Annotated in this window: 24 protein-coding genes; 13 read left to right on the top strand and 11 right to left on the bottom strand. The window is 69.3% G+C overall.

Going from position 1 to position 25,495, the window contains the following annotated elements; translation table 11 throughout:
• Nucleotides 1–45: 45 nt before the first annotated feature.
• The 3 genes from mraZ to NGR01S_RS13330 form a co-directional block, all read right to left on the bottom strand.
• Nucleotides 46–477: a division/cell wall cluster transcriptional repressor MraZ gene (gene mraZ, locus NGR01S_RS13320; protein WP_063036372.1), complete on the bottom strand. Its 432-nt coding sequence runs from the start codon at nucleotides 475–477 to the stop codon at nucleotides 46–48.
• A gap of 485 nt (nucleotides 478–962) precedes the next feature.
• A complete protein-coding gene (locus tag NGR01S_RS13325; protein ID WP_063036373.1) occupies nucleotides 963–1,394 on the bottom strand; it encodes an SCO2097 family morphological protein in 432 nt (143 codons plus the stop codon).
• 193 nt (nucleotides 1,395–1,587) lie between these two features.
• On the bottom strand, nucleotides 1,588–1,980 hold the full coding sequence (locus tag NGR01S_RS13330; protein ID WP_063036374.1) for an SAV_6107 family HEPN domain-containing protein: 393 nt from the start codon (nucleotides 1,978–1,980) through the stop codon (nucleotides 1,588–1,590).
• A 234-nt stretch (nucleotides 1,981–2,214) separates the two neighbouring features.
• Between NGR01S_RS13330 and NGR01S_RS13335 the strand changes: the two genes are divergently transcribed.
• The 6 genes from NGR01S_RS13335 to NGR01S_RS13360 all read left to right on the top strand — a co-directional run bounded on the left by NGR01S_RS13335 (nucleotide 2,215) and on the right by NGR01S_RS13360 (nucleotide 7,668).
• Nucleotides 2,215–2,832 carry a GNAT family N-acetyltransferase gene (locus NGR01S_RS13335; protein ID WP_063036516.1) on the top strand — a complete coding sequence of 206 codons (618 nt, stop codon included), beginning with the start codon at nucleotides 2,215–2,217 and terminating at the stop codon, nucleotides 2,830–2,832.
• The gene (locus NGR01S_RS13340; protein WP_063036518.1) at nucleotides 2,829–4,394 is read left to right on the top strand and encodes a phytoene desaturase family protein; all 1,566 of its coding nucleotides are present in this window, start codon (nucleotides 2,829–2,831) and stop codon (nucleotides 4,392–4,394) included. The genes NGR01S_RS13335 and NGR01S_RS13340 overlap by 4 nt, the downstream gene beginning before the upstream one ends.
• A complete protein-coding gene (locus tag NGR01S_RS13345; protein ID WP_373861419.1) occupies nucleotides 4,379–5,221 on the top strand; it encodes a carotenoid biosynthesis protein in 843 nt (280 codons plus the stop codon). The genes NGR01S_RS13340 and NGR01S_RS13345 overlap by 16 nt, the downstream gene beginning before the upstream one ends.
• A 16-nt stretch (nucleotides 5,222–5,237) precedes the next feature.
• On the top strand, nucleotides 5,238–6,017 hold the full coding sequence (locus NGR01S_RS13350; protein WP_063036520.1) for an LppM family (lipo)protein: 780 nt from the start codon (nucleotides 5,238–5,240) through the stop codon (nucleotides 6,015–6,017).
• Nucleotides 6,014–7,207: a glycosyltransferase family 2 protein gene (locus NGR01S_RS13355; RefSeq protein ID WP_084480823.1), complete on the top strand. Its 1,194-nt coding sequence runs from the start codon at nucleotides 6,014–6,016 to the stop codon at nucleotides 7,205–7,207. Before NGR01S_RS13350 ends, NGR01S_RS13355 begins: the two co-directional genes overlap by 4 nt.
• Before the next feature lie 101 nt (nucleotides 7,208–7,308).
• Nucleotides 7,309–7,668 carry a hypothetical protein gene (locus NGR01S_RS13360; protein ID WP_063036524.1) on the top strand — a complete coding sequence of 120 codons (360 nt, stop codon included), beginning with the start codon at nucleotides 7,309–7,311 and terminating at the stop codon, nucleotides 7,666–7,668.
• Nucleotides 7,669–7,691: 23 nt separating this feature from the next.
• Here the strand turns inward: NGR01S_RS13360 and NGR01S_RS13365 are convergent, their stop codons facing one another.
• Entirely contained in the window at nucleotides 7,692–8,693 is a 1,002-nt protein-coding gene (locus tag NGR01S_RS13365; protein WP_084480825.1) for a methylenetetrahydrofolate reductase, read from the bottom strand.
• Between the two features lie 222 nt (nucleotides 8,694–8,915).
• Between NGR01S_RS13365 and NGR01S_RS13370 the strand changes: the two genes are divergently transcribed.
• From NGR01S_RS13370 to NGR01S_RS13385, 4 genes are all read left to right on the top strand, one after another.
• Complete coding sequence (locus NGR01S_RS13370) at nucleotides 8,916–10,016, top strand: polyprenyl synthetase family protein (protein ID WP_063036605.1); 1,101 nt, start codon at nucleotides 8,916–8,918, stop codon at nucleotides 10,014–10,016.
• Nucleotides 10,017–10,074: 58 nt separating this feature from the next.
• Nucleotides 10,075–11,655 (top strand): phytoene desaturase family protein, encoded by a 1,581-nt coding sequence (crtI, locus tag NGR01S_RS13375; protein ID WP_063036528.1) that lies wholly within the window; start codon nucleotides 10,075–10,077, stop codon nucleotides 11,653–11,655.
• Between the two features lie 76 nt (nucleotides 11,656–11,731).
• On the top strand, nucleotides 11,732–13,408 hold the full coding sequence (locus NGR01S_RS13380; RefSeq protein ID WP_084480835.1) for an alpha-(1->6)-mannopyranosyltransferase A: 1,677 nt from the start codon (nucleotides 11,732–11,734) through the stop codon (nucleotides 13,406–13,408).
• The gene (locus tag NGR01S_RS13385) at nucleotides 13,405–14,397 is read left to right on the top strand and encodes a phytoene/squalene synthase family protein (RefSeq protein WP_373861420.1); all 993 of its coding nucleotides are present in this window, start codon (nucleotides 13,405–13,407) and stop codon (nucleotides 14,395–14,397) included. Before NGR01S_RS13380 ends, NGR01S_RS13385 begins: the two co-directional genes overlap by 4 nt.
• A gap of 26 nt (nucleotides 14,398–14,423) precedes the next feature.
• On the opposite strand, the gene NGR01S_RS13390 is transcribed toward NGR01S_RS13385, so the two are convergent.
• Nucleotides 14,424–14,792 (bottom strand): Rv2175c family DNA-binding protein, encoded by a 369-nt coding sequence (locus NGR01S_RS13390; protein ID WP_063036530.1) that lies wholly within the window; start codon nucleotides 14,790–14,792, stop codon nucleotides 14,424–14,426.
• Between the two features lie 205 nt (nucleotides 14,793–14,997).
• Here NGR01S_RS13390 and NGR01S_RS13395 point away from each other — a divergent pair, with 205 nt between their 5' ends.
• Entirely contained in the window at nucleotides 14,998–16,851 is a 1,854-nt protein-coding gene (locus NGR01S_RS13395) for a Stk1 family PASTA domain-containing Ser/Thr kinase (protein WP_245664576.1), read from the top strand.
• A 268-nt stretch (nucleotides 16,852–17,119) separates the two neighbouring features.
• Here the strand turns inward: NGR01S_RS13395 and NGR01S_RS13400 are convergent, their stop codons facing one another.
• A complete protein-coding gene (locus tag NGR01S_RS13400; protein WP_063036532.1) occupies nucleotides 17,120–18,505 on the bottom strand; it encodes a class II 3-deoxy-7-phosphoheptulonate synthase in 1,386 nt (461 codons plus the stop codon).
• A gap of 157 nt (nucleotides 18,506–18,662) precedes the next feature.
• On the opposite strand from NGR01S_RS13400, the gene NGR01S_RS13405 reads away from it, so the two are divergent.
• Nucleotides 18,663–19,157, top strand: coding sequence for a polyadenylate-specific 3'-exoribonuclease AS (locus NGR01S_RS13405; RefSeq protein ID WP_063036613.1), 495 nt, complete (start codon nucleotides 18,663–18,665; stop codon nucleotides 19,155–19,157).
• 81 nt (nucleotides 19,158–19,238) lie between these two features.
• On the opposite strand, the gene qcrB is transcribed toward NGR01S_RS13405, so the two are convergent.
• From qcrB to ctaE, 4 genes are all read right to left on the bottom strand, one after another.
• Nucleotides 19,239–20,888, bottom strand: coding sequence for a cytochrome bc1 complex cytochrome b subunit (gene qcrB, locus NGR01S_RS13410; RefSeq protein WP_063036534.1), 1,650 nt, complete (start codon nucleotides 20,886–20,888; stop codon nucleotides 19,239–19,241).
• Nucleotides 20,885–22,033 (bottom strand): cytochrome bc1 complex Rieske iron-sulfur subunit, encoded by a 1,149-nt coding sequence (gene qcrA, locus NGR01S_RS13415; RefSeq protein ID WP_063036615.1) that lies wholly within the window; start codon nucleotides 22,031–22,033, stop codon nucleotides 20,885–20,887. The genes qcrB and qcrA overlap by 4 nt, the downstream gene beginning before the upstream one ends.
• A gap of 105 nt (nucleotides 22,034–22,138) precedes the next feature.
• Nucleotides 22,139–23,002 carry a cytochrome bc1 complex diheme cytochrome c subunit gene (gene qcrC, locus NGR01S_RS13420; RefSeq protein WP_084480839.1) on the bottom strand — a complete coding sequence of 288 codons (864 nt, stop codon included), beginning with the start codon at nucleotides 23,000–23,002 and terminating at the stop codon, nucleotides 22,139–22,141.
• A 121-nt stretch (nucleotides 23,003–23,123) separates the two neighbouring features.
• The gene (gene ctaE / locus NGR01S_RS13425) at nucleotides 23,124–23,732 is read right to left on the bottom strand and encodes an aa3-type cytochrome oxidase subunit III (protein WP_063036538.1); all 609 of its coding nucleotides are present in this window, start codon (nucleotides 23,730–23,732) and stop codon (nucleotides 23,124–23,126) included.
• A 239-nt stretch (nucleotides 23,733–23,971) separates the two neighbouring features.
• On the opposite strand from ctaE, the gene trpD reads away from it, so the two are divergent.
• On the top strand, nucleotides 23,972–25,030 hold the full coding sequence (gene trpD, locus NGR01S_RS13430; RefSeq protein ID WP_063036540.1) for an anthranilate phosphoribosyltransferase: 1,059 nt from the start codon (nucleotides 23,972–23,974) through the stop codon (nucleotides 25,028–25,030).
• A 10-nt stretch (nucleotides 25,031–25,040) separates the two neighbouring features.
• On the opposite strand, the gene NGR01S_RS13435 is transcribed toward trpD, so the two are convergent.
• Nucleotides 25,041–25,316 (bottom strand): Lrp/AsnC family transcriptional regulator, encoded by a 276-nt coding sequence (locus NGR01S_RS13435; protein WP_030523878.1) that lies wholly within the window; start codon nucleotides 25,314–25,316, stop codon nucleotides 25,041–25,043.
• Between the last annotated feature and the right edge of the window lie 179 nt (nucleotides 25,317–25,495).

A 25,495-nucleotide genomic window follows, 5' to 3' on the forward strand; every position in this document is an offset into this window, starting at 1 on the left:
GTCAGGGTCCGCGTCCGGGCAGAGGCCGCGTGGCACTCGCGCGGGCTAGAAGATTCCGCCCAGTGCCTCGTCTCTCGCTTGTGCGTAGTCCTCCTCGTGCTCGGCGAGGTAGGTCTCCCACGCCTGCTTGTCCCATATCTCCAGGAAGTCGACCGAACCGATGACCGTACAGTCGCGGGTGAGGTTGGCGTACCGGCGATGTTCGGCCGACAACACGATCCGGCCCTGCGAGTCGAGCCGCTGCTCGTCCGTGCCCGCTGCCAGCGCCCGGACGAAGGCCCGCGCCTGCGGGTTGCTCCGGGATGCCGACGCGGCGCGCCGGGCGAGCACACTGAACTCGTCCTTCGGATAGACGGCAAGGCTGTGGTCCTGTCCTTTGGTGACCATCAACCCTCCCGCCAGATCGTCTCGAAACTTTGCGGGCAACGTGAGTCGCCCTTTGTCGTCCAGACGAGGTGTGTAAGTACCGAGAAACAACCCGATACCTCCTACCGGACCACCTCGAATGGTGTTGACCGGCTACGCCGGTCGAGTGCCTCACGGCCTCTCCTGTAGTGCGCGCTCCACATTACCCCACTTTCCCCCACTTTCAATCGAAACACGGGGTGATGTGCCTCCCCGGCCGTTCGATTTCGCAGGTCACCCCAGCTATCACCGGCCGAGCGAACATTTCGCAGGCCCTGCCTCCCTGCGCGCGTCCCCGGCCACCGACTCCGGCGGACCCCGTCAACTTCCAGCAAACCCACTGTTCACGCCTGTGCGGCCGGAGCAGTGGGGCGCGGTGGAGGAACACGGTGGGGGGAGATGGGAAAAGGTGGCCCCCGGCACGTAGCGCCGGGCCGCGGGCACCCGGGCATCCCGCGAGCGAACGGTCCGGCGCATACACGGACAGCGGTGCCGCACCGGGATGGGTGCGGCACCGCTGTCCGTCGATTACCGGGTCGGCGCGAACGCCGGGTGGCCTACTCCTCGAACCTTCGGCGGAAACGATCCTCCATGCGCTCGGTGAATCCACCGGAACGACGCGGACGCCCACGCCCGCCGGCTGCCCGCTCCGATGATCCGGTACCGCCGGAATCGCTCGATGTACCGCTGCCGCGGTCCGGCGTGGCGCCCTTGGCGCCGCCGAGCAGGAGCAGCACTCCGGCACCGAACATGACGATGAACCCGATCAGACTGATGATCGGAAAGCCGCCGGGTCGCACCGGAAGGGCGACGCCCGCGACGAGTAGGACGAGGCCGAGTACGAACAAGGCCGCGGCCTGGAGTCGACGGCGACTCGAGGTTGTACGAAGACGTCCACCACGGACGGACGACGCGAACTTCGGGTCCTCAGCATAGAGCGCGCTCTCGATCTGTTCGAGCATGCGCTGCTCGTGCTCGGAGAGTGGCACGGTACCTCCCCCGGCACTAGGTCGTGGCTGTCGCCTCCGGGTAGGCGACAGATAACCCCTTGGCGGCTATCTGTCATCAATGATACGAGTTCGCCAAGAGTGGTACCACCATATGGGTGCAGCCGAACGAAGTTCGTCGCCGGATCGAATCCGGCGACGGCCGAATCCAGAGGTCCGGGGGCGGCGGCGGTTCCTATCGGAGCGAGTCGTCTCCGTCACCGGCGGCGCGCAGCCGGGCGGCCGGGGCGATGAGATCCTCGACGTCGTGCAGGAAGGCGGCCACCCGCGAGGAGAACTCGTCGGCCGCCGGATCGTCGATCGCCCGGGGCAGCCCGGCCTCCAGCGCCGCCCGGGTCGCGGAATGGCCGCTGAAATAATCCGCCCACATCACGAATTCGGGGGCGGCGCGCTGCAACATCACCCACGCGTTACGGGAGCGGGCCCGCGGCGCGGTATCGGCGCCGGTGAGCGCCAGCACCGCGCCGGCCCCGCGCAGGGCCGCCAGATAGGCCCCGCGGAAACGTTCCCGCGGATCCCGCTCCCCCGCCGCTTCCATGAGCAGCCCGTCGGCGCGCCGCAAGAGCATCCCCGCCCGTCCCGGTTGCACCGGGTGCACGCTTCGATCCGACATAGCCGTCCCTCCGTATCTCGCCTGTCACCCCCGCGGCGGTCCACCGGTATGGCAGGCTGAGCGTGCACCGCGGGGGCGAACAAGTTTTCGAACGTTTGGCTCGAGCTTGAATATAGAGACGACCACCGACATGTTCGTGCGCCGAAACCCGCCGCCCTGCCGACCGCGAAAGAGCCCACCGATATCGCAATGACAGCCGTCAAGTCGAACCACCTTCCCGTCCCGGTCGTCGTCGACCTCTCGGTAGCCGCGCTGCGCGCCCGGTTGCACGACGCACTGGCGGTCTATATCGCAGCCATGGACTATCCACACGGCACCGAGCACCATCGGGCACCGATGTGGACCGAGCACACCCACCGCGCGGGCTGGCACGCGGTCGCCGCGGTGGTACCCGAGGACAACGGCGAATTCGATCTACGCCATTCCCCGCTCGTCGCCATCGCCTACGGCTATCGGGGCGGCCCCCATCAGTGGTGGCAGCAGCAGGTACACGCGGGGATGCGCCGCTCCGGGTGGCCGGAGCCGGCCGCGGCGCAGTTGCTCGGCGACTATTTCGAACTCACCGAGCTCCACGTGCACCCGAGTGCGCAGGGCCGCGGTATCGGTGCGACCCTGCTCCAACAGTTGCTGCGCGACCGGCCCGAGCGGTCCGTGCTGCTGTCCACCCCGGAGGTCGGCGAGGAGGACAACCGGGCCTGGCGCCTCTACCGGCGGATGGGTTTCCGCGACGTCCTGCGTGATTTCGTGTTCGCGGGCGACAACCGCCGCTTCGGGATCCTCGGCCGGTCGCTGCCGCTGCTGCCATGACTGTGATGATCATCGGTTCCGGCCACAACGCGCTGGTGGCGGCCTGTTATCTGGCGCGGGAGGGCCGCCGGGTCCACGTCCTGGAAAGCGATACGGTCCTGGGCGGGGCCGTATCGACCGTGGAGCGTTTCCCCGGCCATCGGGTCGATCGGGGCTCCTCGGCGCATCTGATGGTCCGGCACACCGGGATCATCGAGGAACTCGAGCTGGAGCGCTTCGGGCTGCGGTACCTCGACTGCGATCCCTGGGCCTTCGCCCCGGCCTGCCCGGAGACCGGAGCGCCGCCGATCGTATTCCACCGCGATCCGGAGCGGACCTGTGCGTCGGTGGCCGCCGCCTGTGGCGACCGCGACGCCGCGGCCTACCGGCGCTTCGTGGACGTCTGGGCGCCGCGGGCCCGGCGGGTGATGCGTTCGTTCGGCGGCGCGCCCACCGGGGGCCGGCTGCTGCGGTCGTTCTGGGGGCTGGACGCCCGCGACGGCGGCAGCGCGCTGTCCCGGGAGTTCCTGCAGTCCGGTGACGCGCTACTGGACACCTGGTTCGACGACGAGCGACTGAAGGCGGCACTGGCGTGGTTCGGGGCGCAGTCGGGGCCGCCCATGTCCGAACCCGGCACGGCACCGATGGTGGCGTTCGCGGCGCTCATGCACACGCTGCCGCCCGGCCGGGCGGTGGGCGGCAGCGGTGCGCTCACCGAGGCACTGGTGGCCCGGCTGCGCGGCGACGGCGGCGAGGTCACGGCCGGTGACGCGGTCACCGCCCTGACCCGCCGGGTCGACGGCTGGCGGGTCCGCACCGCGGCCGGACGCGAATATACCGCCGATACGGTGATCGCGGGCACCCATATCCTCACCACACTGGAACTCTTACGCGCGGGCGGCTTCGATCCGGAACCCCTGCGACGGTGGCAGCGGCGGATTCGGGTGGGCCCCGGAATCGGCATGGTGGTGCGGGCCGCGACCAGCGATATCCCTCGATACCCGGGTGCGACACCCGCCGAATCGGCGACCGGACTGCAATTGCTGGTCTCGGATCGGCGCCGGCTGGCGCTGGCGCACGGCAGTGCGCTGGGCGGCCGGTTACCGCCCCGGCCCGTCGTACTCGCCATGAGTTTCAGCGCATTGGACCCGAGTATCGCACCCGCCGGGCAGCATCAGCTCTCGCTGTGGTCGCAGTGGCACCCCTACCGGCTCGCCGAGGACGGCGGATGGGCCCGGCACGCCGAATCCGAAGCGGACCGGATCATCGGCGAACTGGATCGGTACGCGCCCGGGTTCGCGGACTCGGTGCTGGACCGGCATATCCAGACGCCGGTGGACCTGGAGCGCGAGATGGGGCTACGCGGCGGCAATGTTATGCATGTGGAGATGAGTCTGGACCAGATGATGCTGTGGCGGCCGCTGCCGGAACTGTCCGGGCAGCGGGTGCCCGGCGCGCCCGGGCTCTACCTGACCGGTGCGTCGACCCATCCCGGCGGCGGCGTGTCCGGTGCCAGCGGGCGTACCGCCGCGCGCCTGGTACTGCGCGACAGTCGCGGGATCCGCCGGTGGGTACGCCGCTAGCCGGTCCGGCGGCCGGGCGGTGGCGGGACCTCCTGCCCGCCGGTTTGCTCGTCGTGCTGGTCGGCACCCAGATCGCCTACCCGCTGACCACTGGTCCGGCCCGTGACGCGGTGACGGTGGCCGTGGTCCTGCTGACCGCCGGTACGGCCCTGCTGCACGCGGCGGTGACGCGCGGGATCGGCTACGCGGCCGGATTCCTGGTGATCGTCTCCGGAGTCGGCCTGGTCGCCGAGGCGGTGGGCACGGCGACCGGGATACCGTTCGGCGCCTACGACTACGCGGACGGACGGATCGGACCACAACTGTTCGATGTTCCGCTGGTGGTCCCGCTCGCGTGGACCGGCGGGCTGTATCCGATCTGGGTGGTCACGGGCCTGCTGTGCCCGCGACCGGCGGCGCGGATCGGCGCGACCGCGGTGGGCGCGGTGGGCTGGGATCTGTTCCTGGATCCCCAGATGGTGGCCGACGGTCAGTGGCATTGGCAGAACACCGATTCGGGGCTGCCCGGCCTGGCTGCCGTCCCGTACACCAACTATCTCGGCTGGCTGGCGGTGGCGGCGGTGATGGCCGCGGCACTCACTTTCTGGGAGCGAACCGCGCGCGGAGCCGAACGGCCCGCGGTCCCGATCCTGATGTTCCTGTGGACCTGGCTCGGCTCCGCGCTGGCCCACGCCGTGTTTCTCGGCCTGCCGTATTCGGCCGGCTACGGGAGCGTCGTCCTCGGGTTTCTCGGGGTTCCGCTGCTGGTCCGGCTGGTACGCGACGCCACCGGACGCGGGGCCGGGCACGATCGGCGAACCGTCGGGCCCGTCGCATGGCGTCGGTGAGTTCCGGCCTGGCACCATGTCATCCGTGCCTCCGAGTCCCGTTACCGCGAAACCCGGCTCCCCGGTCCCCGCTCCGCGCTCGCGCCGCCCACTGCGCGCGCGGATAGCCGCCGTCCTCGTCCTGGCCGCCCTGCTCACCCCGGCGCTGGCCGGCTGCCTGCGCGTCCAGGCCTCGATGGGTCTGTCGTCCAACGACCGGGTGTCCGGCCGGATCGTGGCCGCGGTCGTCCCGGAGAACAGTGAGGACAAGGGTCCGCAGCTCACCGCCCCCGATGCCCTGGCGGCCAAGGTGCGTATCGAGCCGTACAACCAGGACGGCTACATCGGCAGCGAGGTGTACTTCGACGATCTCAACTTCGGCGAAGTGGAACAGCTGTCGCAGCTCTCGGAGCAGACACAGGGCCTGTTCGACCTGAAGTTCCAGCGCAACGGCGACCTGGTGAGCCTCAACGGCCGGGTGGACCTGGAGACTCTGGCCCCGCACGGCTCCGATGTGCAGCTGAGTGTGGCGTTCCCGGCCCGGGTCGCCAAGACCAACGGTAATCGCGAGGGCGATTCGGTGGTCTCGTGGAAACTGCCCGCCGGCGAGGTCAGTACCGTCCGCGCCGAGGTCGGTTACGCCGATCCGAACACGCGGTCCTTCGCGGGCTGGGCCGGCATCGTCGGCGGTATCACCCTCGCGGTCGCGGCCGTGGTCATCGCCCTCGCCTTTGTGGACCGCAATCCGCCCCGACCGGGCGCGCCGGCCGGTTTCTCCTTGCGACGCTGGTGGGACGAGGTCAAATCCAACGCATGAGACCGCGGGCGCGGCGGTGGTGCCGGCGCGCGGTGACCGGCGGGACCGGTTTCGCCGTGGCCGGTGCCGTGCTCACCGCCTGGAACCTACGCACCGTACCGCGGCTGTCCCCGCCACCCGCCCCGGTCACCGAGAACGTCACGGTCTGCGTACCCGCGCGGGACGAGGCCGCCCTCCTACCCGGTCTGATCGCCGATCTGCGCGCGCAGATCGGGATAGCTCGATTGCGCATCCTGGTCCTCGACGATGCCTCCGGCGACGACACCGCCGAGCACGCACTGCGGGCGATGGACGGCGACCCGCGCTGCGAGCTGCTGCGCGGTACCGCCGGGCCGCCGCCGGGCTGGACCGGCAAAGCCGCCGCCTGCGCCGCCCTCGCCGAGCACGCACGGCGGGCCGGCGGCGGAACCGGGGTACTGGTCTTCCTCGATGCCGATGTCCGGCTCGCACCCACCGCGCTCGCCGCGGCGGTGACGTGTCTCCGGGAGCGCGGCGTCGCATTGCTGGCGCCCTGGCCGCGGCAGGAGGCGGAGACCGTGGCCGAACGCCTGGTGCAACCGCTGCTGTGCTGGTCGTGGGCGTCCACGCTGCCGGTCGCCCGGGCCGATCGCGGTACCCGGACCTCGACCGTGGTGTCCTGTGGCCAGTTCCTGGTGTTCGACGCGGCGCGATATCGCGCGATCGGCGGTCACGCGACGGTCGCCGGCAGCCTCACCGAAGATCTCGATATCGCGCGGGCCCTGCGCCGCGCCGGCCACCGGACCGCGGTGGCGGCCGCGGGTGGCCTGGCGCGCACCCGGATGTACCGGAACGCGCAGGAACTGGTGACCGGCTACGACCGCTGGCTCTGGTCGGCCTACGGCGGTTCGGCCGCCGGCGGGGTCGCGGTGGGCGCCCTCGCCGCATGGGCGTACTGGCTGCCTCCGATAACGGCCGTAGTGGGCCGCGGCCGGCTGCGCCGAATCGGCCTGCTCGGATACACCGCCGCGGTCACGGGTCGGCTACTGGCCCGCACCCTGGAGTCGGGCCGCGGACCGGACCGCGGCGACCTCGCCGACGCTCTCGTCCACCCCGTCTCGGTCGCCACCTACCTGACGCTGTGGCAACACTCACACCGCGCCCGCCGCCACGGCGCGCTGACCTGGCGGGGACGCCGTCTGATACCCGGCCAAGAGCTGGATTCTCGATGATTCTTGGTCTTGTGCCCATCGGGCACCCGGCCGGATGATGAACCCGCCCGGCACGACCGGCGGGCGGGGCCTCGCGGCCCGGGTTTCGAGGAGGCTGCACCATGACCATCGTCGGCCACACCAGCGTCGATACCACGTGGACGCAATGGCTCGAGCGGTGCTCGATCCGGCTGCGCAGCCCGCACGGCACCAACGAACCGGTCGCCCGCCACCAGCTCGGCGAATCACCGGAGCTGCTGCCGGGCCTGCCCGGTACCTGGTGGGTCATCGACGGCCGAGTGTTCATCGCGGCCAAGCCCGGCGACCGCCTAGACCACGCCGGTGAGCGGATCGCGGGGATAGAGATCCTCGACCCGGTCGAAGGCGCCCCCGGACTCATTCTGCGCCACGACGACCACGCGCTCGAAGTGGTCCGCCGGGGCGCCCGGATCGCCGTCCACGTCTACGCCCCGGCCGACTGAGCGCACCGCCCGGCCGGCGTCGCTCAGGCGCTGATCGGCGCGGCGGTGACGCCGTACCCCAGATTGGCCAGCACCTCACTGGTCGCCTTGGCGAAGTTCAGGGTGATGAAGTGCAGGCACGGTGCGCCCTCGGCGATCAACCGTTCCCCCATCTCGGTGGCGATCTCGATACCCGCGGCCCGGACCGCGGCGCGATCCTCCTCCGCTCCGGAACCGGCGGCCCGGTGCAGCCGTTCGACCACCCGTTCCGGCAGCGGCCGGCCGCACAACTGCTCGGCACGCTCGACCGTGCGCAGCGAGGTGATCGGCATCAGTTCCGGGATGATCGGTTTGGCACCCTCCACCGGATCCAGGGCGGCGACCCGGTCGCGCAGCCGCAGATAATCGTCGACGTCGAAGAACATCTGGGTGATGGAATACTCCGCGCCCGCACGCAGCTTCGCCGTCAGATGGGCGGTGTCGTGGTCGAGATCGAGCGAACGGTGGTGTCCCTGCGGGAACGAGGCGACCCCCACATGGAAATCGCCCAGGTCGCGCACGATGCGCACCAGTTCCTCGGCGTACTCGACCCCGTCGGGATGTTTATGCCATTCGCCCAGCGGATCACCCGGCGGATCACCGCGCAGCACGAGAATATTGGTGATTCCGGAATCGGCGTAGGCCCCGACGATCGACCGCAACTCGGCGACGCTGTGCCCAACCGCCGTGAGATGGCCGACCGGTAGCAGGGTGGTCTGCAGGGCGAGCTCACCGGTGACCCGCACCGTGCGTTCCCGGGTGCTCCCACCGGCACCATAGGTCATCGAGACGAACGCCGGATGCATCCGCTCGAACGTGCGCACCGCCCGCCACAACCGCTGCTCGCCCGCCTCGTCGCGGGGCGGGGAGAACTCCACGGAGAACGGCACCGCGCCGCCGGCGTGCCGGTCCAGGCTCTGCACGACCGAAGGCGTCGTGGAGACGTCCGGTGACGTGGGGGATGGCCGACCGGGGGTCGGGAGTCCCCGCGCGTTGTCGAAACTCACCGGCCCAGTCTAGAGCCGTCCGGTATCGATCCCGATTCCCTCCCATCGCCGCCACCGGATCCGCGCCATGGGCGCGCGCGTATTCTGCGATCAAGGTCCCGCCGCCACGGCGGGCGCACGTGGGTGGCTCCCGCGGCTACCGGCGCCACCGGTTCCGGTAGCCGCGCGCCCACGCATTCGACGATCTGGGAGGTCACCCTGTCAGCCGGAACCGGTATACCGATGCGGTCGGGGCCCATCGTGGCCGTTCCCGGGACGGCGGCGTTCGCCACGGCCGTGGAGCAGACGCTCACCGAATTCTTCGCCGGCCGCCGCGACCCGGTCGCCGAATTGGGCCCGGTATTCGCCGACAGTGTCGAGGCCCTGGAATCGTTCACGCTGCGCGGCGGCAAGCGCACCCGACCGGGTTTCGCGTGGATGGGCTGGCTGGGTGCGGGCGGCGATCCCGCGAGCGCCGAGGCGGTGGCCGTGCTCCGGGCCTGTTCGGCCCTGGAACTCGTCCAGGCCTGCGCGCTGATCCACGACGACATCATCGACTACTCGCGCACCCGGCGCCGCTTCCCGACCGTGCACGTGGACTTCGAACAGCGGCATCGACAGGCGGGCTGGGCCGGAGATTCCGCCCACTACGGGGAATCGGTGGCCGTCCTGCTCGGTGATCTGGCACTGGCCTGGGCCGACGATATGGTGCACGACGCCGGCTTGGACGCGGCGGCGCTGGCTCGCTTCGCCCCGGTGTGGGCGCGGATGCGCACCGAGGTCCTGGGCGGGCAGTTGCTCGATGTCCACGGCGAGGCCAGCGGCGACGAATCGGTGGCCGCGGCGCTGCGGATCAATCGGTACAAGACCGCCGCCTACACCGTGGAACGTCCACTGCATCTCGGTGGGGCGCTCGCCGACGCCGACCCCGGGCTCATCGCCGCCTACCGCACCTACGGCACCGATATCGGGATCGCCTTCCAGCTTCGCGACGATCTCCTGGGTGTTTTCGGTGATCCCGCCGTGACCGGTAAACCGTCCGGTGACGATCTGCGGGAGGGTAAACGCACCGTACTCGTCGCGGAGGCGCTGCAGCGCGCCGCGGAAACGGACCCGGCCGCCGGCGACACCTTGCGCGGCGCGATCGGTACCGACCTGTCGGACGCGCAGGTCGGCGAATTGCGCGCGCTGCTCCTCGAACTCGGGGCGGTCGACGCGGTGGAGGCCAGGATCAGCGCACTCACCGAGCAGGGTCTGGGCGCGATCGACGCCAGTTCCGCGACGCCGGAGGCGAAGACCCGGCTGCGCGAGATGGCCTTGGCGGCCACCCGGCGCGCGGCGTGACCGGCGGTAGGCCGGACACCGCCGCGGCGGCGCACCGGTACGAGCGGAAGGACCCGTCGTGAAGTCGGTACCGGGGCCGGTGGAACAGGTGGTCGTGGTCGGTGCGGGCCTGTCCGGGTTGTCGGCCGCCCTGTATCTGACCGGCGCCGGATGTGCGGTCACCCTGGTGGAACGCGATGACCATGTCGGCGGCCGGGTCGGCCGGTACCGGTTCGCCGACTACGAAATCGATTCCGGGGCCACCGTGCTCACCCTCCCCGGACTCGTCGACGACGCACTGGCCGCGGTGGGCGCCGACACCTCGGGCACCGTGCCACCGTTGCGGATCCGGCCGCTGACCCCGGCCTACCACGCTCGTTTCGCGGACGGGTCCGACCTGCGGGTCTTCTCCGATCCGGAGCGGATGAGCGCCGAGGTGGCGCGGGTGTGCGGACCGGCGGAAGCTGTCCGGTATCGGCGGTTACGGGACTGGCTGGGTCGCGTGTTCCGGGCCGAATACGATGAATTCCTGGCCACGAACTTCGATTCGCCGCTGGATATGGTGCGGTACCCGGAGAAGCGGGCGGCGCTGTTCCGGCTGGCCGGGCTCGGCGGCTTCGGCCGGTTGGGCTCCCGGGTCTCCCGGACGCTGCGCGATCCGCGACTGACCCGGCTGTTCACCTTCCAGGCGCTGTACGCGGGAGTGGCCCCCGAACAGGCGCTCGGCGTATACGGCGCGATCCCCTATATGGACACCGCTCTCGGCGTCTACTTCCCCGACGGCGGAATGCGCGCGGTCGCCGAAACTTTGGCGGGCGCGTTCACCGCGGCCGGCGGCCGACTCGAACTCGGCACCGAGGTCACCGGAATCGACTACCGCCGCGGCCGCGGGCCGGACCGGGCCCGGCGGGTCCTGCTGGCCGACGGTCGAGCGCTACCCTGCGACGCGGTGGTCCTCACCGCCGACCTCGGGGCGCTGGATCGTTTCGGCGTGCGCCCCCGCCGCGGATTGCGGGCCTCGCCGTCGGCGGTCGTCGCGCATGGCACCGTCCCCGCCGGCATCACCGAGAACTGGCCGGTGCAGGCCCATCACACCATCGACTTCGGCGCCGCCTGGGCGCGGACCTTCGCCGAGATCACACCACGCCGCGGCGGCCGGCTCATGAGCGATCCGTCGCTGTTGCTCACCCGGCCCGCACTGAGCGACCCCGGCCTGTATCTGACCCGCGGCGCGACCCGGTACGAGCCGTTCTCCCTGCTCGCCCCCTGCCCCAACCTGGATTCCGCGCCGCTGGACTGGCCGCGGCTGGGCCCTTCCTACCTGAGCGAACTGCTCGCGGTCCTGGAGCGGCGTGGGTATCACGGGATCACCGGGCACTTCACCGTCGACCGGCTCGACACGCCCGCGACTTGGCGCGATCAGGGCATGCTCGCCGGAACTCCGTTCTCGGCCGCGCATCTGTTCCGCCAGACCGGCCCCTTCCGCACCCGTAACCTCGCCCCCGGCAAGGAGAACGTGGTCCTGGCCGGATGCGGTACGACGCCCGGCGTCGGTGTCCCGACCGCACTGCTGTCGGGAAAACTCGCGGCACAGCGCGTTGTGGGCGAGAATCGCGGGGTCCGGACGCGCGCCCGGCCACCGTCCGGCCGCCTTCCGTGACGGAAGCCGTAAACTGAGCGCCGACCTATTCGCCCGCGGTTGCGACCGCCGACCATTCAGGGGGGAACGACACCAGATGCCAGCCCCCCATACGCACACCACCACAAGCGCCGTTCCGGTCGCCGACACGGATTCGCCCGTCTCCCCGCCGCCCACCCGCGCGACCGCGGGTACCGGTCTCGCACCCGGGTTCTGGGGCCGGCTGCGTATCTGCGGCGATTTCCTGCGCAGCCCGGAAGGCCATGCGGCCCTGCTCGGCTTCGCCGGTGCCCTGATGATCACCTTCGGCGGATTCGGCGCCGGCGGCGTCCGCAAACGCGATCCGCTACTCGAGGCGGTTCATCTGTCCTGGTTGCGGTTCGGCCATGGCTACGCACTGTCGATGATCTGCGTCTGGGTGGGCGTGCTGATGATGGTGGCGGCCTGGGTCCGGCTGGGCCGGATCACGCTCGGGTTCGGTGGCCACTCCGGTGAGGTACGGCTCAACGAACTGCGCGCCATCGTCGGTATCTGGATCGCGCCACTCATGTTCGCGGTCCCCATGTTCAGCCGCGATGCCTACTCCTATCTGGCCCAGGGCGCGCTGCTGCGCGACGGTTTCGACCCGTATCAGGTGGGCCCGGTCGCCAATCCGGGCATCCTGCTCGACAACGTCAGCACGGTCTGGACCACCACCACCGCGCCCTACGGCCCGGCGTTTCTGCTGTTGGGCCGCGCGATCACCGCGGTCACCGGTGACAGCGTGGTCGGCGGCACGATCGCCCTGCGGTTCGTGATGCTGCCCGGCCTGGCCCTGATGATGTGGGCCGTGCCGTACCTGACCAAGCACCTCGGCGGGAGACCGGCCGTCGCCCTGTGGCTGGCGGTGCTCAACCCGCTGGTGCTCATCCACCTCATCGGCGGCGTGCACAACGAAATGCTGATGGTCGGCCTGATGTGCGCCGGGATCGCGCTGGTGCTGGAACGCCATCATGTGGCCGGCATCGTGGTGGTGGCGATCGGAGTCGCCATCAAGGCGACCGCGGGTGTCGCGCTGCCCTTCCTGGTGTGGATCTGGATGCTGCACGAACGCGAGCGCCGTGCCGAGGACGGCCAGCGCGCCGCCCTGGCCACCAGCAGCCGGGAGTTCCTGGCCCATCACTGGAAGATGTTCGCCAAGATCGCGAGTCTCGGTCTCGCGGTATTCGCGGCGGTGTTCGTGGCCGCCTCGGCGATCGCCGGTGTCGGGATCGGCTGGCTCACCGCGCTCTCCGGGTCGCGCAAGATCATCAACTGGCTGTCGCTGCCCACCGTCATGGCACACGCCGTCACCTGGATCACCCCCTTCGGGCTGGATTCGACCCTCGAGGTGACCCGCATGCTGTGCATGCTGGCCCTGGGGGCGCTGCTGGTGTGGACCTGGTGGCGGTTCAAGCTCAGCGAACGCGACGCCGTCCTGGGCATCCTGATCGCCTTCGTCGCCATCGTGATCCTGTCACCGGCCGCGCTGCCCTGGTACTACTCGTGGCCGCTGGCGCTGGCCGCCGGTTTCGCGCTCTCCACCACCACCCTCATGACCCTGGTCGGTGTCTGCACCTGGCTGATGCTGGTGTTCCAGCCCGACGGTTCGATCGGCCTGTACAACTTCTGGCATGTCGCGGCCGCGACCTTCGCCTCCGTGGTCGCCGCGCTCTCGCTGCGCACCGTCGATCCGCTGCGGTTACGCGGTACGCCCCGGGCGGTTCCCGCGCCCACTGTTTCCAGCGGTCTGTGAACGGCCGCAGCGGTGTGTGGCCCGGCGCACCCGCGCCGCGGACCGACCCGGCCGACCCGGCCGCGCTGCGGGACGCCTACCGGTACTGCCGCCGGGTGGCCGCGGCGCACGGACGTTCCTACTATCTGGCGACCAGGCTGCTGTCGGCCGACCGCCGCCCCGCGGTGCACGCGCTGTACGGTTTCGCACGCACGGTCGACGATATCGTCGACGATCCGTACGCTGCCGGCGAACCGCAGCGGGCCGTGACCGCGCTCGACGCGGTCGAGCGCCATCTCCGCACCGCCTGGTCCCAGTCCGTCGGCAGCGCGGGGGCGCCACGCACCGATCCGGCCCTACCCGCGACATTCGATCCGGTCATGCCCGCGCTCACCGATACGATCGACCGGTTCGCGATCGACCGGCGCCACTTCTGCACCTTCCTGGACTCCATGCGCATGGACATCCCCGGGTCGCCGCTGTTCCGCAACCGCTACCCGACCCTGGCGGCACTACACGAGTACATGCGCGGCTCGGCCGCCGCCATCGGCCTGCAGTTGCTGCCCGTCCTGGGCACCGTTTGCCCGGCGGCCGAGGCCGAGCCCGCGGCGGCCGCGCTGGGCGATGCCTTCCAGCTCACCAATTTCCTGCGTGATATCGGGGAGGACCTCGACCGCGACCGGATCTATCTCCCGGCCGCCGAACTGGCCGCCTTCGGAGTGGACGAAGCGCTGCTGATCGACGGCCGGCGCACCGGTCGTACCGATCGCCGACTGCGCCGGGCGCTGGCACATCTGATCGCTGTCAACCGCGATCTGTACCGCTGCGCCCGGCCGGGTATCGAGTTGCTGAACCCCCGGGTGCGGCCGGGTATCCGTACCGCCGCGGCTCTCTACGCGGGCATCCTCGATCGTATCGAGGACAGCGGCTACGCCGTCTTCGCGCAGCGCGCCGTCGTACCGCGGCGCCGGAGATTACGGCTCGCCGCGCACGCGGCCCTCGGTACCTGAGGGCCGCGTGCGTGGTCCGGAACGGTTCAGAACGGTTCGGCGGCGGCGCGGCGCAGCACCTCACGCGCCAGTGGCCCGTGCAGCGCCTCCACCGGTTTACCGGGCAGCGAGTCGTCCTCGGTGAAGATCCATTCCAGGATCTCCTCGTCGGTGTACTTCGCGTCCCGCATCACCGTGATCAGACCGGGCAGAAACCGGACGATCTCGCCCGTATCGTCGAAGAAGATCTCGGGGACACCGACCACGCCGTCCCGCCGGACGGCCAGCAGCTGGTTGTCGCGCAGCATCTGATGCACCCTGGTCACCACAACGCCCAGTTTCTTCGCGACTTCGGGCAGCGCGAGCAGGGGTACCGAGGCGGGCAGGACATCGGTACTACAGGGAAAGGCACTCACGGAAGACAACGGTAGACGCTGCCCGCCTCCCTGCCGTGAGACACCCGCGACGACTCGGCCGATACCATCGACAGCAGCCGCGCGGGGCGGCCACCGTGTGGGACACGGTAGGAAAGTGGAGAGGTTCGTGACAGCCGGAGCAGAATTGATCGGCGCCGTACTGGATCGGCGCTACCGGATCGACGCGCCGATCGCCCGCGGTGGGATGTCGATGGTGTTCCGCGGGGTCGACACCCGGCTGGGCCGCCAGGTCGCCATCAAGGTGATGGATCCCAAGTTTTCCGGCGACCCCCAGTTCCTCAGCCGTTTCGAATTCGAGGCCCGGGCCGTCGCCGGTCTCAAACACCCCGCCCTCGTCGAGGTCTACGACCAGGGCACGGACGGCGAGTACCCGTTCCTGGTCATGGAGCTGGTCCAGGGCGGCACCCTGCGTGAACTGCTGCGCGAGCGCGGCCCGATGCCGCCGCACGCGGTCCGCGCGGTCGCCGAACCGGTCCTGGCCGCGATCGGCGTCGCGCACGCCGCCGGGCTGGTGCATCGCGATGTGAAACCGGAGAACGTGCTCATCTCCGATTCCGGCGATGTCAAGATCGCCGATTTCGGTCTGGTGCGCGCGGTGGCCGCGGCCAACACCACCTCGGCCAGCGTCATCCTGGGCACCGCGGCTTACCTCTCGCCGGAGCAGGTCACCTCCGGTAGCGCCGACGCCCGCAGCGATGTGTACGCCTTCGGGATCCTGATCTTCGAACTGCTCACCGGCCGGGTGCCGTTCACCGGCGACAATTCCCTGTCGGTGGCCTACCAGCGGGTGGAGAACGACGTACCGAGCCCCAGCGAGTTCATCGCCGGCGTCCCGCCCGAATTCGACCGGCTGGTCGCCCGGGCGACCGCCCGCGAACCCGGGCACCGATTCGCCGACGCCGGTGAGATGGTCGCCGAACTGCGGGCCATCGCCGCCCGCCTGGAGCTGCCCGCCTACCGGGTCCCCGCCCCCCAGGACTCGGCCGAACACACCAGTGCCCGCCTTCCGGTCACTCCGCCCATACCCGAGCCCGCCGCGGTCGGCGGGCCCCAGGCCACCCGGATGGTCACCACGGTCCGCCCCCGGGCCGAACCACCCCCGCCCACCTACATTCCGCCTCAGCAGCCCACGCAGTACAGCGCTTATCAGGAGAGCCGGGCCCACCATCGGCGCAACGGCATGATCTGGGCCGCCATGGTGGTCGTACTCACCCTGCTGGTCGGTATCGGCGGCTGGTGGCTCGGCATGGGCCGCTACGCCACCGTCCCGTCCGTCGCCGGTATGACGGCCCAGAACGCCACCGCCGAACTCCAGGACGCCGGATTCGAGACCGGCACCCGGAACAAGGCCTCCGATACCGTTCCCATCGGCGGCGTCGTGGGCACCGATCCGGGCCCGGGTGCGCGCGAGACCAAGGGCTCCACGGTCGACATCCTGATCTCCAGCGGCAAACCCCAGGTCCCCGCGGTCTCCCCCGGCGCCGACTGGGACGAGGTCCAGCAACTGATCCGCGACCAGGGCCTCCAACCCGTCGACGGCGGCGAGGTCGCCAGCACCGCACCCGAGGGAACAGTGGCCCGTATCGATCCCGGCCCGGGCACCGTTCTCCCCGCCGGCGCCCGTGTACAGGTCTGGAAGAGCAACGGATCCAAACCCGTCCAGCTCCCCGACCTGCGCGCCGACACCCCCGACGAAGCCCGGCAGAAACTCACCGACCTCGGACTCACGGTCGGCGGCGAACGCCCCGTCTACGACAAACTCGTCGAAACCGGCCGGGTCATCGGCACCGACCCCGCGGTCGGCACCACCGTCGATGCCGGCTCCTCGGTCACCCTACTGATCTGCGAAGCCGTCACCATGCCCTCGGTCACGGGGAAAAAGGTCTCCGAAGCCCGCCATACGCTGGAATCCCTCGGCCTGACGGTCCAGGTCCGGCAGTTGGCGCCGCTGGATTCCTCGGCCGTGGTTTCCCAGAACCCACCCGCGAACGCCAACGTCGAGCCCGGCGCGACGGTCACAATTGTTGCCTTCCCCTGACAGACCACGCTCAGTCGGTAGCCGACAACCGCGACAGTGGTCTCCAGTGCGCGCGAGCCCTGGACGTCCAAGCCGACGCAACCCGCATGCGTCGAGTGTTGCGAGACACCTCGAAGGGTTGAGTCCTCGCCCCTTGGCCGGAGGTGCTCCGTGGCCGCGCTCTATGGACGGTCCACCGCACATCGCATGAGCCGAAGGCTCGAGTCCCGAGGCCGAAACGGCGAGACACAAGGGTGTCTCGACCCCACGGCGCCGGAGGCACCGCCGACTAACGCAGCATCTCCGCGACCAGGAAGGACAGTTCCAGCGACTGCTGGGTGTTCAATCGCGGATCGCAGGCCGTCTCGTACCGCCCGGACAGATCGAGGTCGGAGATGTCCTGGGCCCCACCCAGGCATTCCGTCACATCCTCACCGGTCAGTTCGATGTGCAGGCCGCCCGGGTGGGTGCCGAGGGCGTGGTGGACCTCGAAGAAGCCCTGGACCTCGTCGACTATGCGGTCGAAGTGCCGAGTCTTGAAACCGGTCGAGGATTCGTAGGTGTTGCCGTGCATCGGGTCGCACTGCCAGATCACCTGGTGACCGGTCGACTGGACCTTCTGCACGATCGACGGCAGGATCTCGCGGACCTTCGTATTGCCCATCCGCGAGACCAGGGTCAACCGGCCGGGTTCGTTGTTCGGGTCGAGCCGTTCCACATACTCCACCGCTTGTTCCGGGGTGGTGGATGGCCCGATCTTCAGGCCGATGGGGTTGGACAGCAGCTCGGCGAAGGCGATATGCGCACCGTCCAGCTGGCGGGTGCGCTCGCCGATCCACAGGAAATGCGCGGACAGGTCGTAGAGGACCGGGTCGCCGGCCGAGTTGTGCGCGAGTCGCAGCATGGCGCGCTCGTAGTCCAGGACCAGGGCCTCATGGGAGGCATAGATCCGGGCCGACTGCAGGCTGGGGTCGTTGACCCGGCAGGCGGTCATGAAACGCAGACCGCGATCGATTTCTCCGGCGAGCGCCTCGTAACGCGCACCGGCCGGCGACTGCGCGACGAAATCCCGGTTCCAGTCGTGCACCTTGTGCAGATCGGCCATTCCCGCATTGGTCAGCGCCCGGACCAGGTTCATCGCGGCGCTGGCGTTGGCGTAGGCGCGGACCAGGCGGGACGGGTCGTGTTCCCGGACGGTGCTCTCGGCGACAAGGGAGTTGACCATATCGCCGCGGTAGGACTTCAGACCGAGCGCGTCGGTGTCGGAGGAGCGGGGTTTGGCGTACTGTCCCGCGATCCGCGCGACCTTGACCACCGGCAGGCTGGCCCCGTAGGTGAGCACCACAGCCATCTGCAGCAGCGTCCGGATATTGCCACGGATGTGTGGCTCGGTGTTGTCGGCGAAGGTTTCCGCGCAGTCCCCACCCTGCATGAGAAATGCCTCACCGCGCGCGACCTCGGCGAGCCGCTCCCGCAGTTCGTCGACCTCCGCGGGTACACAGATCGGCGGCACGCTCTCCAGCACCGTGCGCATGTTCGCCGCCTGGTCCGGGTCCCAGGACGGCTGCTGCAGTGCCGGGCGCGAGAGCGCCTCGTCGAGACGTTTCCGCAGGTCATTGGGCAACGGCGGAAGCTCGGGCAAACGGTCGATGGGAACGTCGACGGTCCAGTTCACCCGTCCAGGATACTTTGCCGGGTTCATCGTCCCGCCTCCGGCAGGGCCGGTCGGGCACTGGTGACCTGCGGGTGGAGGGCGGCCGCGCGGGGATCTGCCGGTCATCCGGCCTGGGTAGGCTCGGGTCACTTGTTCGCAGCCGATGGGAACCCACCTTTTGAGATACTTCTACGATGCGGAGTTCATCGAGGACGGCCGTGTGATCGATCTGGTGTCGATCGCGTTCGTCTGTGAGGACGGGCGCGAGTTCTACGCCGTGTCCTCTGAGTTCGACGCCGGCCGTGCGGGTCCCTGGGTCAACAGATATGTGCTGCCGAAGCTGCCGCCGGAGACCTCTCCGCTGTGGCGGACCAGAGAGCAGATCCGCGAGGATGTCTACCGCTTCCTGATTCCGCGGCCTACCGTGGCGCCGGAATTGTGGGCGTGGGTCGGCGCCTACGACCATGTGGTGCTGTGCCAGCTGTGGGGGTCGATGGTGGATCTGCCCTCGGCGATGCCCCGCTACACCAACGAGTTGCGCCAGCACTGGGAGGCGCATGGCCGGCCGGAATTGCCGCCGCCGCCCCGGGACGCCCACGACGCGCTGGCCGACGCACGGCACAATCTCGCCAAATTCGAGGCCATCGAGGCAGCTCGCAGGCTCGCCCGGTAGCAGCCGGCCGGGTTCCCGCCCGGCTCCCGGAAAGACTCAGGCCCCCTGGTACCAGGGGGCCTGAGTGCGGTGCGGTTCGGGTCAGTGCCCGTGCTGCCCGTTATCGCCGTTCGAGCGGCCTTCCTCCTGCACTCGTTTGAGTACAGCGATCTGCCTGTGCTCTTCTTCCAGCTCGTTCGCGAAATGCTGTTCGCTCTCCCCGCGCGGGTCGGGCCGCAGGAAGCTGCCGGTACCCGGCTGTCCGGCCGAACCCAGCTGGTTCATCTTCTTGGGCACCACGGCACCCTGGTATTCCAGCGGGAGCGGGTGGCCGTGCGCATCCACCGGACCCAGCGGCTGGTGCACCTCGATGTACTCGCCGTGCGGCAGGCGCTTGATCACACCGGTCTCGATACCGTGCTCGAGGACCGCGCGGTCGCTGCGCTGCAGACCGATGCAGAACCGGTAGGCGATGAAGTACGCCAGCGGCGGCGCGACGAGCAGGCCGATACGGCCGATCCAGGTGGTCGCGTTCAACGAGATGTCGAACTTGAGCGCCAGGATGTCGTTGACACAGGACAGCGTGAGCACCACGTAGAAGGTGATGGCCATCGCACCGATCGCGGTACGGACCGGAACGTCACGCGGGCGCTGCAGCAGATTGTGCCGCGCCGTATCGCCGGTCAGCCTCTTCTCGATCCACGGGTAGGCGATCAACACCATGAACACCAGGCCCATGACCAGCGCGACCCAGAACACCGCGGGCACGGTGTAGCGGCCCAGGTACAGCTCCCACGGCGGCATCAGACGGGCCAGACCGTCGGTCCACATCATGTAGAAGTCGGGCTGGGACCCGGCCGAGACCTGCGACGGGTTGTACGGGCCCAGGTTCCAGATCGGGTTGATCTGCAGCACGCCGCCCATGACCGCCACGAAGCCCAGGGTAAAGGCGAAGAACGCGCCCTGGTCCGCGGCGAACACCGGGACGATACGGGCGCCGACCACATTGTTCTCGGTGCGCCCCGGCCCCGGGAATTGGGTGTGCTTCTGATACCAGACGATGGCCACGTGCGCCGCGATGAGCGCCAGCATGATGCCCGGGAACAACAGCACGTGCGCGATGTAGAGGCGCGGGATGATGATCTCGCCGGGGAAGTCGCCGCCGAACATCAGCCAGTGCAGCCAGGTGCCCACCACCGGGACGCCGATGGTGATACCGGAGAACGCGGCCCGCAGCCCGGTACCCGACAGCAGGTCGTCGGGCAGCGAGTAACCGAAGAAGCCCTCGAACATCGCCAGGATCAGCAGCAGCGAACCGATCACCCAGTTCGCCTCACGCGGCTTACGGAACGCGCCGGTGAAGAAGATGCGGAACAGGTGGATGATGATCGAGGCCGCGAACAGCAGCGCCGCCCAATGGTGCACCTGCCGGACGAACAGACCGCCGCGCACCTCGAAGGAGATGTTGAGGGCGGTCTCGTAGGCCCGCGACATACCGACACCGCGCAGCGGCTGGTAGGCACCGTCATAGGTGACGTGCGCCATCGACGGGTCGAAGTACAGCGTCAGGTACACACCCGACAGCAGCAGGATGATGAACGCGTACAGCGCGATCTCACCCAGCAGGAACGACCAATGGGTGGGGAACACCTTGTTGATCGATCGCTTCATGAAGGCGGCGGCGCGATAGCGCTCGTCCACTTCGTTGGCTTGTGCCGCAAGTTTGCGGCCGACAGCCTCTCCAGCACTCATGATCGACGCTCCCAGAAGGCCGGGCCGAGGGGTTCGATGAAGTCACCGTTGGCGACCAGGTACCCCTCTGAGTTTACGGTGATCGGCAACTGCGGCAGCGCCCGGGCGGCAGGACCGAAGATCGGCTTGCCCCATTCGGTCGCGGAGAACTGCGACTGATGGCAGGGGCACAGGATCCGGTTGGTCTGCTGTTCGAACAACGAGGTCGGGCAGCCGAGGTGGGTGCAGATCTTCGAGTAGGCGAAATAGTCGCCGAAGTTGAAGCTTTCCTGACCCTTACGTTTGATCGCGTTCTTCGCGTCCTCGGTGCGCAGCCGGATGAGCATCACGGCGTTGCGGATACCGCGCAGCGACTGCAGGGTGGCATGCTCGTCGCCACGCCAGGATTCCTTCCACGGGAAGACCGTCTCCATGGCGCCCGCGTCCAGATCCTCGGGACGAACCAGCACGATGTCCTGCGGACGGCCGGTGTCGCGCCGGATGTAGACGGTTTCGCCCGGGTAGTCCGGGGTCCAGCCCGACACCCACAGCGGCGACTTCTCACGCTGCGCCCACGGGTTCTTCACCATGCCGCCCACGAACACCAGCAGCGCGCCGATGCCGAGGATACCGACGCCCGCGCCGGCGGTCCGGGTGATGAGCTTGCGGCGGCCCAGGGTGGAGGTGTCGAGGGCGTCGCCCAGTTCGGCCGCCAGCGTGCGCCGGTCGACCTCGCTGGACTTGCCGTCGTGCCGGTCCTGGACCGACAGTTCCGCGGGAATGAACTTCTTCCGGATCAGCACCACGGCGATACCGATGGCGAGGATCGAGATACCGAAGGTCAGACCATAGAGCGGAGTGGTGAGCGAGTACAGGCCGTGCCCGTCGTCTTCCTTGCCCTTGTACTGCCAGGGCCAGAACAGGAAAACACCCACCAGGGCGGCCGCGGCCAGACCGGAGATCGCGAACCACAGGGCGACCTGCCGTTCGGCTCGCTTCTCGGCCCGGGTGCCCGGCACCGGCCAGCGTTCCCGGCGGTAGGCGACCTCCACGCCGTCGCGGGCGGTGCCGAGGGCGACCAGCTCTTCCCGCGACATCGCGTCCAGTTCGGCCTCGGTCGGTTCCGCCGGGGTCGCGGCCGCGGAATCTTTGTCCAGGCGACCCATCTCGTTTCGCTCCTGTTCTTCACTCATGGCAAGCGCCCTTCCATTGGGACATGCCCGGACGCCCTCCGTGGCTACGCAAGCTGCCGCCTCCGGGCGCTGACCCGGTCATGTCCGTGATCCGATCCAGATCGCCGCACCGACGACGGCCACGATGCCGACGGTCCACATGACCAGACCTTCGGTCGCGGGACCGAAACCACCCAGGCCCCAGCCGCCCGGCGGCTTCGCCTCGGCCGCGTCCTTGACGTAGGCGATGATGTCGCGCTTCTCCTCCGGCGAGAGCTGCCGGTCGGAGAATTTCGGCATGTTCTGCGGGCCGGTGACCATGGCGGTGTAGATCTGCTGCTCGGAGGCCGGATCCAGCGGCGGGGCGAACTTACCCGAGGACAGTGCGCCACCGCGGCCGGTGAAGTTGTGGCAGGACGCGCAGTTCATCCGGAACAGCTCGCTACCGCGGCCGATATCGCCGCCACGCAGCGATTCCTGGGCGATCTCACCGTTGGCGTCGCGCACCACCGTCGGGCCGCCGCCGTTGGCCGCGACATAGGCGCCGAGTGCGTCGGTCTGGTGCGCGTCGAATTTGGCGGGTTTGCGCGAGGCCTGCGCTTCGTTGCGGGCCATCGGCATACGCCCGGTGGAGACCTGGAAGTACACCGCTGCCTCGCCGACACCGATCAGGCCGGGACCACGGTCGGGTACACCCTGCAGGTTGGCGCCGTGGCAGGTGACGCAGGAGGTCTCGTACAGCTGCTGACCTTCGCGGATCAGCGCCACCGAGTCTTCGTTGGCCGTGGCCACCTGCGGCTCGGGGGTGAGCGCCGAGGCGAGGAAACCGGCTCCGACGAGACCCACCATGAGCGCGAGGCCACCCGCTATCCGTCGGCGGACGCGGCGCTGCCTGCGCTTTTTGCTGGCCTCGCCGTGCCCACCGCTGGCGGGCGCTGGCGCTGTCGGGGGCGATGAACTCATCTGTGTCCCTTTGGAGTAGACGGAACCGTGGTGGGCAGTGTTGGCTGGGGCGCCCGAGCTACGCCTGCGTGGTGACGCTGCGATACCTCCTCCGGCGCTGACACTCGGATGCCGGCCGGCGTCACTGGACGAAATAGATCACGGCGAACAGCCCGATCCAGACGATGTCGACGAAGTGCCAGTAGTACGAGACGACGATCGCGGCGGTGGCCTGAGCCGGGGTGAACTTGCTCATCGCGGTGCGCGCGAGCAGGAACAGGAACGCGATCAGACCGCCGATGACGTGCAGGCCGTGGAACCCGGTGGTGATGTAGAACACCGAACCGTAGGAGCTGCCGGAGATCGACGTCCCATGCTCCACCAGGTGGATGTACTCGTAGCCCTGACCGAGCACGAAGAACAGGCCCATGAAGAAGGTGAGGACGTACCAGCGGCGCAACCCGAAGACGTCACCGCGCTCGGCCGCGAACACACCCATCTGACAGGTGAACGACGAGGCGATCAGGACCGCGGTCACCGGGATGGCCAGGCCGAGGTTCAGCTCCGTCGGCGGCATCGGCCACTCCGGAGCCTGACTTCGCGCGACGAAGTACATCGCGAAGAGGCCGGCGAAGAACATCAGCTCGCTGGACAGCCAGATGATGGTACCGACGCTGACCATGTTGGGCCGGTTCAGCGAATGCACACGCTGGGTTATGGCCGATCCTGAGGTACCTACTGCGGTCGTCACGGGGGTAAGTATGACTCTTCGTAGTACGACAGTCGAAGTCGGGTTCCAAACTTGATCGGCCGTGTCGTGATCGACCGGCGCCGTGCGTCTCTCACGGCGGTGCGGCGTGTCGGCCGCTCCCCTGCCGCCCAGACCCCGCCAACAGCGCCGATGACGTCGTGCGGTGCGCCCGGCAGTGGGCGGTTTAGGGTGTTGCACAACCGTTCGGTCACAGATATCGGTGCGACGAGGAGATTGAGATGAGCGTGCGCAGCTGGCCCCAGATGCTCGGGGCGCTCGCCGACGGACAGGACCTCACCGCGGACGATACGACCTGGGTGATCGACGAGATCTTCACCGACAACTCCACCGCGGCGCAGATCGCCGCGTTCGGGGTGGCGATGAAGATCAAGGGCCCCACCCCCGCCGAGCTGGGCGGTATGGCCCGCGGCATGCTCGGGCACGCGCGGCTGGTGAAAATCGACGGCGACGCGGTGGACATCGTCGGTACCGGCGGCGATCGCTCGGGTTCGGTGAACATCTCCACCATGTCCTCGATCGTGGTCGCGGCAGCCGGGGTGCCGGTCGTCAAGCACGGTAATCGGGCCGCGTCCTCCAAGAGCGGTGGCGCCGATGTACTCGAGGCCCTCGGGGTGAAGCTGGCCCTGGGCCCCGAGTCGGTGGCGCGCTGTGTCCGTGAGGTCGGTATCGGATTCTGCTTCGCTTCGCTGTTCCACTCGGGTCTGCGTTTCGCCGGCCCGGCCCGGAAACAGATCGGGATCCCGACCGTCTTCAATGTGCTGGGCCCGCTCACCAATCCCGCCCAGCCGAGCGCCGGCCTGGTGGGCTGCGCGTTCCCTGACCTCCTGGCGACCATTGCCGGGGTGTTCGCCGAGCGGGGCGCCGGTGCCCTGGTGGTTCGCGGCCGCGACGGCCTGGACGAGATCACCACCTCCGATGTCACCGATGTCTTCGTGGTCGCCGACGGGGCGATCCGGGAGGCCGTGATCGATCCGGTTCGGCTGGGGATCCCCCGGGTCCACCTGGACGAGCTGCGCGGCGGCGACGCCGAGGTGAACGCGGGGGTGGCCCGCGATGTACTGGCGGGTGATCCCGGTGCGGTGCGCGACGCCGTCCTGGTGAACTCCGCCGCCGCCCTCACCGCCTACGACCTGTCCCGCGGCGCGGACGCCGCGGCCGATCTCGACGATCGGCTGATGGCCGGGATCGAACGTGCGGCCACCGCGATCGACAGCGGCGCGGCCGCCGCCCTGCTGGACCGCTGGGCGGCGCTCACCCGGACCCTCGGCGACGACTGACCCGCCCGGTTCACTCGCCGATCGAGAAACCGGCCTCGATATCGGCGCGTGAATACGATTTGAACGCGATATGGGTCACCGTGCGCTGGACGCCGGCGACCTTGTCGATCCGCGCGGTGACCACCTCGGCGACCTCCTCGTGGTCCCTGACCCGCACCAGCGCGATCAGGTCGACGTCGCCGGCGCACGAGTACACCTCGGTCACGCCCTCGGTATCGGCCACCGCCTGCGCGGTCTCCGGAATACGCCCGTTGTCGGCCTGGATCAGAACGATGGCGGTAATCATGGCAACAGCCTAGGCAAATCGTCCGCACGGCTTTCGAACGAGCCGATCCGCGACCCGGCCCACAACCAAAGCGCTGATCCAGCGAACAACCCCAGACCACAGCCGCGCGGCCCACGAAACGCCCCGACCGACGACACAGCCCACAACCAAAGCGCTGATCCAGCGAACAACCCCAGACC

It is taken from the genome of Nocardia grenadensis NBRC 108939 (genome assembly GCF_001613445.1).
GTDB classification, from domain to species: domain Bacteria; phylum Actinomycetota; class Actinomycetes; order Mycobacteriales; family Mycobacteriaceae; genus Nocardia; species Nocardia grenadensis.

Coding starts and splice junctions, on each gene's coding strand:
- NGR01S_RS13380 (WP_084480835.1), top strand. CDS start 11,732: ATGCCAGCCCCCCATACGCACACCACCACAAGCGCCGTTCCGGTCGCC.
- NGR01S_RS13355 (WP_084480823.1), top strand. CDS start 6,014: ATGAGACCGCGGGCGCGGCGGTGGTGCCGGCGCGCGGTGACCGGCGGG.
- NGR01S_RS13340 (WP_063036518.1), top strand. CDS start 2,829: ATGACTGTGATGATCATCGGTTCCGGCCACAACGCGCTGGTGGCGGCC.
- NGR01S_RS13360 (WP_063036524.1), top strand. CDS start 7,309: ATGACCATCGTCGGCCACACCAGCGTCGATACCACGTGGACGCAATGG.
- trpD (WP_063036540.1), top strand. CDS start 23,972: ATGAGCGTGCGCAGCTGGCCCCAGATGCTCGGGGCGCTCGCCGACGGA.
- NGR01S_RS13330 (WP_063036374.1), bottom strand. CDS start 1,980: ATGCTCTTGCGGCGCGCCGACGGGCTGCTCATGGAAGCGGCGGGGGAG.
- NGR01S_RS13395 (WP_245664576.1), top strand. CDS start 14,998: ATGTCGATGGTGTTCCGCGGGGTCGACACCCGGCTGGGCCGCCAGGTC.
- NGR01S_RS13335 (WP_063036516.1), top strand. CDS start 2,215: ATGACAGCCGTCAAGTCGAACCACCTTCCCGTCCCGGTCGTCGTCGAC.
- qcrB (WP_063036534.1), bottom strand. CDS start 20,888: ATGAGTGCTGGAGAGGCTGTCGGCCGCAAACTTGCGGCACAAGCCAAC.
- NGR01S_RS13350 (WP_063036520.1), top strand. CDS start 5,238: ATGTCATCCGTGCCTCCGAGTCCCGTTACCGCGAAACCCGGCTCCCCG.
- qcrC (WP_084480839.1), bottom strand. CDS start 23,002: ATGAGTTCATCGCCCCCGACAGCGCCAGCGCCCGCCAGCGGTGGGCAC.
- NGR01S_RS13370 (WP_063036605.1), top strand. CDS start 8,916: ATGCGGTCGGGGCCCATCGTGGCCGTTCCCGGGACGGCGGCGTTCGCC.
- qcrA (WP_063036615.1), bottom strand. CDS start 22,033: ATGGGTCGCCTGGACAAAGATTCCGCGGCCGCGACCCCGGCGGAACCG.
- NGR01S_RS13435 (WP_030523878.1), bottom strand. CDS start 25,316: ATGATTACCGCCATCGTTCTGATCCAGGCCGACAACGGGCGTATTCCG.